Annotated in this window: 7 protein-coding genes and 5 tRNA genes; 6 read left to right on the top strand and 6 right to left on the bottom strand. The window is 74.0% G+C overall.

The genetic code is table 11. The annotated features are described in order from the left end of the window. Positions 1-1,112: serine/threonine-protein kinase (locus tag JXZ78_RS34760; protein WP_372498468.1), on the bottom strand; the 1,112-nt coding region annotated here is incomplete at its 3' end. 209 nt (positions 1,113-1,321) lie between these two features. Between JXZ78_RS34760 and JXZ78_RS34755 the strand changes: the two genes are divergently transcribed. The 4 genes from JXZ78_RS34755 (at position 1,322) to JXZ78_RS34740 (ending at position 3,663) form a co-directional block, all read left to right on the top strand. Beyond that, positions 1,322-1,582 (top strand): DUF8836 family protein, encoded by a 261-nt coding sequence (locus tag JXZ78_RS34755; protein ID WP_030017271.1) that lies wholly within the window; start codon positions 1,322-1,324, stop codon positions 1,580-1,582. 201 nt (positions 1,583-1,783) lie between these two features. Then, positions 1,784-1,990: a hypothetical protein gene (locus JXZ78_RS34750; protein ID WP_030017270.1), complete on the top strand. Its 207-nt coding sequence runs from the start codon at positions 1,784-1,786 to the stop codon at positions 1,988-1,990. A 208-nt stretch (positions 1,991-2,198) separates the two neighbouring features. Continuing rightward, positions 2,199-3,311, top strand: coding sequence for a phosphotransferase (locus JXZ78_RS34745; protein WP_078623909.1), 1,113 nt, complete (start codon positions 2,199-2,201; stop codon positions 3,309-3,311). Positions 3,312-3,375: 64 nt separating this feature from the next. Further along, positions 3,376-3,663 (top strand): TFIIB-type zinc ribbon-containing protein, encoded by a 288-nt coding sequence (locus JXZ78_RS34740; protein WP_078623908.1) that lies wholly within the window; start codon positions 3,376-3,378, stop codon positions 3,661-3,663. A gap of 87 nt (positions 3,664-3,750) precedes the next feature. On the opposite strand, the gene JXZ78_RS34735 is transcribed toward JXZ78_RS34740, so the two are convergent. The 5 genes from JXZ78_RS34735 to JXZ78_RS34715 all read right to left on the bottom strand — a co-directional run bounded on the left by JXZ78_RS34735 (position 3,751) and on the right by JXZ78_RS34715 (position 4,229). After that, positions 3,751-3,822: transfer RNA gene (locus JXZ78_RS34735), tRNA-Val, on the bottom strand. Positions 3,823-3,856: 34 nt separating this feature from the next. Next, positions 3,857-3,928, bottom strand: a tRNA-Val gene (locus tag JXZ78_RS34730). Positions 3,929-3,975: 47 nt separating this feature from the next. Beyond that, positions 3,976-4,047 (bottom strand) — tRNA-Val (locus tag JXZ78_RS34725). Position 4,048: 1 nt separating this feature from the next. Further along, positions 4,049-4,122, bottom strand: a tRNA-Cys gene (locus tag JXZ78_RS34720). Positions 4,123-4,156: 34 nt separating this feature from the next. After that, positions 4,157-4,229 (bottom strand) — tRNA-Gly (locus JXZ78_RS34715). 177 nt (positions 4,230-4,406) lie between these two features. On the opposite strand from JXZ78_RS34715, the gene JXZ78_RS34710 reads away from it, so the two are divergent. Further along, entirely contained in the window at positions 4,407-5,480 is a 1,074-nt protein-coding gene (locus JXZ78_RS34710) for a chorismate-binding protein (RefSeq protein WP_030024216.1), read from the top strand. After that, entirely contained in the window at positions 5,477-6,301 is an 825-nt protein-coding gene (locus tag JXZ78_RS34705; RefSeq protein WP_030024214.1) for an aminotransferase class IV, read from the top strand. Before JXZ78_RS34710 ends, JXZ78_RS34705 begins: the two co-directional genes overlap by 4 nt. The last annotated feature ends 34 nt before the right edge of the window (positions 6,302-6,335 follow it).

Raw genomic sequence — 6,335 nt, 5'->3', positions numbered from 1 at the left:
CGCCCCGCCGCACCCGCGCGGGGCGCCTGCGGGCGCGGCGTCGGCGTGCCGGCCGGGCGCCGCTCTGTCCGCTGCCGCGCGTACTCCTCCGCGCGCTTGCCGGTCGGCCGGTCCGCCTGCGGCCGTACGGGCCTGGCCCGCGCCGGAGTGCTCCGCTCGGACGCGGCTCCCCGCTCCGAGGGCACCCCCCGGTCCGGGGACGCGCCACGCTCGGACGACGGACCACGACCGGCCCGGCCGCGCCCGGCCCCGCCGGGCATCCCCTCGCCGCCGGACCCGCCCGGCAGCGACAGCCCCTGCGCCTCCCGCGCGGCGATCTCCTTCAGCCGCAGCGACAGCGACAGCGTGGAGGGCCGGTCCGCCGGGTCCTTGGCCAGACAGGCCGCCAGCAGCGGCGCCAACGCGTCCGGGACGCCGCCCAGGTGCGCCTCCTCGTGGACGACGCGGTAGAGCATGACCTCCGAACTGCCCTGGCCGAAGGGAGAGTCCGCCGTGCAGGCGTACGCGAGCGTGGCGCCGAGCGCGAAGATGTCCGTCGCCGGGGTCACGGCCGCGCCGCGCACCTGCTCCGGCGCGAGGAACCCGGGCGAGCCGACCGCCGTACCGACGTGGGTGAGCGTGCTCGCGCCGGTGGCCCACGCGATGCCGAAGTCGATGATGCGCGGGCCCTTGGGGGAGAGCAGGATGTTGGACGGCTTCAGGTCGCGGTGGACCACACCGGCGTCGTGCACCGCCAGCAGGCCCTCGGAGAGCGCGGCGCCGATCGAGGCGACCTGCGCCGGGTACAGCGGCCCCTCGTCGTTGACCTTGTCGTGCAGCGAGGGCCCGGGGACGTACTGCGTGGCGAACCACGGCCGGTCCGCGTCGAGGTCGGCGGCCACCAGCCGCGCCGTACAGCCGCCGCGGATCCGCCGCGCGGCCGACACCTCGCGGGCGAACCGCGAACGGAACTCCTGGTCCTCGGCCAGGTCCGGCCGGATGACCTTCAGAGCCACCCGCTGCCCGCGCTTGTCGGAGCCGAGATAGACCACACCCATCCCGCCCGCGCCGAGCCGCCGGTGCAGCCGGTACGAACCGACGACACGCGGGTCCTCGCGCCGGAGCCGCATCATCGCCATGTCCATCCCCGCTGCCCGGTCCCGTCTGACGAGGCACAGCTTACGGATTGACGGCTCGCTGTGCTGATAGGCCGCGCATGAGTCGGCAGCCGGATTGTCAGTGCACGGTGGGATTCTGAAAGAGCGGCAGGAATCCGGGCCCGGCGCGGCCCGGCCTGTCGCGCGTGCTCCCAATGATCCGTCGCGGAAGGGGGATTGGCGCGGTGAAGGGTGACCGAGTCGAGATCGTCGTGGACGCCGGGGACACGACCCGGACGTACGAAGTGGTGGCGAGCAGGGCGGGCCGCAGGGTCGAGACGGCGGTGCGCAGGGGAGTGGTGGAAGTGAGCGAAGTCACCCGTAGCGGCTCGGTGGTGCGGACGGCCCGGTTCATGGCCAGCCGGGTGCTGGCCCTGGTCGAGCACCCCGTGCCGCGGGCCGAGGAGTCCGAGACCGCCGCCGGGCGCGCGTCCCCTCCGGGATGACCCGGGGTTCCGGGCCGGTGTCTCCACCCAGGGGAGTACGCGGCGGGGCGTACCGTCATCCTCCCGGAGGCCGTCCAATCGGTACGACGGCATGACGCCCCGGGCCCGCCGGTTCCCTAATGTTGGGTGCAAGCGGCGGGCGAACGCACTCGTCCCCCGAGGTCAGACGCCCGCCGCCCCAATTCGACGGGGAGCAGGGCGATGGCAGACAGCTTCGGGCGCACGGCCGTCCGCACGCAAGGGCGCAGGGCCGCCTCGGCGTTCGGCGGGCAGCGTTCAGGTACCCGCCATCCACTCGTCGCGGTGGCCATGGTGCTGCCGCTGGCGGTCCTGCTCGCCGTGGTGTTCGGCGGCTGGGAAGCCGTCATGACACAGGCGTCGTCCGTGGCCGGAATGCTGGGGCGCTGAGGCGTCCCGGTCCTGGGAGAGCGGCCCGGGACGGGGGACCTTCCGGTCTACAACCCCGTGGGGACGGGGGTGCGGCGGACGGCACGAGTGGCCGGGCATCTGGGGAGATGCCCGGCCATCGGCCTGTCCGGGGCCCGGCACCGCCCGGCGGCGTACGATCCCCGGCGAACCTCTCCGTCCCGGCGAACCACTCCGTCCCGGGGGAACGATGTCCGCGACCGCGCCACGCCTCGCCCGCCTGGCCGCCCTGGCGGCCGGGGCCGATGCCGATGCCAATTCCGAGGCTGATCCCGACCCTGAGCCCGGTCCCGGCCCCGGTCCCGAAGCCGATCGCGGCCCCGGCCCCGGCCCCGGCCCCGACCCCGCTCACCGCCCCACCCTCCTCGCCGACCGCCCCGACGCCACCCTCGTCCGCTGCGGGCGTGTCGTGGCCAAGGCGCACGCTCCCGACTGCGACCCGGACCGGCTGGCCGTCCGGCTCCGTATCGCCGCACACCCCGCGCTGCACGGCATCCTGCTGCCACCCCTGCCCCTCCCGCCCCTGCCGTCGCCACCGGCGGCCGGCTCCGACGGCCTCCTCCACCTGCTCCCCGACGGCCGCCCCGCGACGCGCTGGCCATACGGCCTGCCGGTCTCACCGGACGTGCCGGACGCCGCCCCCTGGGAGGAGACGGCCCGGCTGCTCGCCCGGCTGCACACCGTCGCGCCGGCCCGGCTGCCCGGCCCGGTCCCGCCGATGCGCGGCCCGGCGAAGGCCGCCCGCGCCCTGGCCCGTATGCGCGCCGCGACCACGCGACCGGCTCCCGGGGCCGCCCCGCCCACATCTGCCCTACGGTGCGCCGCCGCCACCGTCGAACGTGCCTGGACACGGCTGCCCCCATGGGCCCGCGACGCAGCCCCGCCGCCCCGCGCGACCGCCCTCTGCCACGGCGATCTCCACCTCGGACAGCTCGTCAGGCACCCCGTCCCCGACGGCTCCTGGTTCCTCATAGACATCGACGACCTGGGGCTCGGCGACCCGGCGTGGGACCTGGCCCGCCCCGCCGCCTGGTTCGCCACCGGGTTGCTGGCCCCCGCCGTCTGGTCCCGATTCCTCGGCGCCTACCGGGCGGCCGGCGGACCCGCCGTACGCCCCGGCGGTGATCCCTGGCCGGAACTGGACACCCCGGCCCGCGCCCTGACGGTCCAGACCGCGGCGCTCGCCGTCGCCAAGGCCGTCGCGGAGGGCCGGCCGCTGGACGAGGACGAGTGGGCCGTCGTGGACGCCTGCGGCCGGATGGCTTGCGCCGGAACCGAGTTGGCGGACCGGTCGGAGCCGTAGGCTGAAAACGTCACCGCCGGACGGACGTTCCGGAGAGCCGCCCTCCTGACAGGAGATGAGCGCCATGCACTGTCCCAAATGTCATGCACCGATGCAGACGTACAACCGCAACGGCGTGCAGATCGAGCAGTGCGCCGGCTGCCGGGGGATCTTCCTGGACTACGGGGAGCTGGAGGCGCTGTCCCGTATGGAGACGCAGTGGGCCCAGCAGGCCCCGCCGCCCCCGCCCGGCCCCCAGGCGTACCCGTCCGCCCCCGCGTGGGGCGCACCGCACCAGGGGCACTACGGCCACCACGGACACCACGGCCGTCACGGGCAGCGCGGCTTCGGCCGGATGCTCTTCTCCTCCTGAGGCCCGCGACGCGACCGCCACGAGACGCCACAACGACCGGGAACGACCGAGGGCCGGAGCAGAAGCTCCGGCCCTCGGCCTTCGGTGTGGACGATACTGGGATTGAACCAGTGACCTCTTCCGTGTCAGGGAAGCGCTCTCCCGCTGAGCTAATCGTCCTCGGGACCGCGGCCAGGGGCCGCGGGGTGCTGCGTGCGCGATACTGGGATTGAACCAGTGACCTCTTCCGTGTCAGGGAAGCGCTCTCCCGCTGAGCTAATCGCGCGGGTTCCGCCCTGCCCGAAGGCCGGGGGATCGGTCCTTGTGGACCAGTGGACGATACTGGGATTGAACCAGTGACCTCTTCCGTGTCAGGGAAGCGCTCTCCCGCTGAGCTAATCGTCCTTGGAGGTGGAGACGGGATTTGAACCCGTGTAGACGGCTTTGCAGGCCGTTGCCTCGCCTCTCGGCCACTCCACCAGGAGTGCGGGGGTCGGGAAGATCCCCCACTTCGAGCGGACGACGAGACTCGAACTCGCGACATCCACCTTGGCAAGGTGGTGCTCTACCAACTGAGCTACGTCCGCAGGCGCCTTTCCGGACCAGGTCCGGGGAGGAACCGCGTCTCCGTTTCGCTTCCGCGTCCCGGCGACGTGTTGAACTCTAGCGGATTCCTGGGCCAGTACAAAAACGCGTTTGTGCAGCGTGCTGCGCTGCGCGCCCGATCGGGGCGGGTGCCGGGCCCCAGCCATAGACTCGATGGCGTGAACGACCTCCCTCCGCTGGCCCGTTTCGGCGGCCGTACAGCCACTGACCTGCGCGATGTCACCCGTGATCCGGAGGCACTGGACTCGGCGGGGTGGTGGGCCGTCGTCGCCGACTACGAGGGCGGTCTGCTCTGCGCGCGCTTCGGGGACGTACGGGAGACCGGGGCGGTGCCCCCGCCCGACCCCGCCCGCTGGCGGGGCCCGGCCCCCGGGGACTGGCGCAGTTCGCTGGACCGCGCCGCCTACATCGAGGGCGTACGGCGCATACGCGCCCACATAGCCGCCGGCGAGGTCTACCAGGTGAACCTCTGCCGGATTCTCAGTGCGCCGCTGCCGGACCCCGCGCGCGCCGACGTCGACGCGCTGTCCGCCGCCCTGGCCCGCGGCAACCCGGCCCCGTACGCGGGCACGGTCCGCCTCCCCGCGCACGGCACCGAGGTCGCCACCGCCTCTCCCGAACTGTTTCTGCGCCGCGACGGGCGCACCGTCGAGTCCGGCCCGATCAAGGGCACCGGCCGGGTGCCCGAGGACCTGCGGGACAAGGACCGGGCGGAGAACGTGATGATCGTGGACCTGGTCCGCAACGACCTCGGCCAGGTCTGCCGCACCGGCTCCGTCACCGTCCCGGCACTCTGCGCGGTCGAGGCGCACCCCGGCCTGGTCCACCTCGTCTCCACCGTGCGCGGGGAGCTGGCGGAGGAGCACGAGAAGACCGGCTGGGCGGACCTCTTCGAGGCCACCTTCCCGGCGGGCTCCATCACCGGCGCCCCGAAGCTCGCGTCGCAGCGCGTCATCGAGGAACTGGAGACCGCGCCCCGCGGCCCGTACTGCGGCGGCATCGGCTGGGTGGACGCCGACCGCGGCACCGGCGAGCTGGCGGTGGGCATCCGTACGTTCTGGATCGACCGCGCGGCCCCCGAGGCGCCGGTACTGCGCTTCGGCGCCGGAGCGGGCATCACCTGGGGTTCCGACCCCGAGGGGGAGTGGGACGAGACCGAGCTGAAGGCCCGCAGACTGCTGGCGGTAGCGTCGGGCCTGCACGAGCCGAGCGGCGGAGGGACACGACCATGAAGATCTGGCTCGACGGAGGACTGCGCGACGCCGAGGGCGCCCGGGTCTCGGTCCTCGACCACGGCCTGACGGTCGGCGACGGCGTCTTCGAGACGCTGCGGACCGTCGACGGGCGGGCCTTCGCTCTCACCCGCCACCTGGACCGGCTCACCTCCTCCGCCCGCGGCCTCGGCCTCCCCGACCCCGACCTCGACGAGGTACGGCGGGCCTCCGCGGCCGTCCTGGAGGCCAACCCCGTACCGCTCGGGCGGCTGCGCATCACCTACACCGGCGGCCTCTCGCCCCTCGGCTCGGACCGCGGCGAGGCGACCCCCACGCTGGTCGTCGCGCTCGGCGAGGCGCCGCGCCGCCCCGACACCACGGCCGTCGTCACCGTCCCCTGGACCCGTAATGAGCGCGGCGCGCTGGCGGGCCTGAAGAGCACTTCCTACGGCGAGAACGTCGTCGCGCTCGCCCGTGCCCGGGCGGAGGGCGCCTCCGAGGCGCTCTTCGGCAACACCGTCGGCCAGCTCTGCGAGGGCACCGGCTCCAACGTCTTCGTCGCCCTGGACGGCGTGCTGCACACCCCGCCGCTGTCCTCCGGCTGCCTGGCGGGCATCACCCGCGCCCTGGCCGTCGAGTGGACCGGCGCCAAGGAGACCGACCTGCCGCTGGACGTCCTGGAGTACGCCGACGAGGTCTTCCTGACCTCCACGCTCCGCGACGTGCAGGCCGTCACCCGGATCGACGGACGCCAACTGGGTGACACGCCCGGACCGTTGACCGCCGAGGCGATGCGGGTCTTCGCGGAGCGCGCCGCCGCCGACTTCGACCCGCGCTGATGACGTACGCCCGGAAAACCGGGTAGAAAGCCAG

The sequence above is a fragment of the Streptomyces monomycini genome (genome assembly GCF_022271435.1).
GTDB classification, from domain to species: domain Bacteria; phylum Actinomycetota; class Actinomycetes; order Streptomycetales; family Streptomycetaceae; genus Streptomyces; species Streptomyces monomycini.
This window is presented reverse-complemented; position numbering and strand designations above follow the sequence as displayed.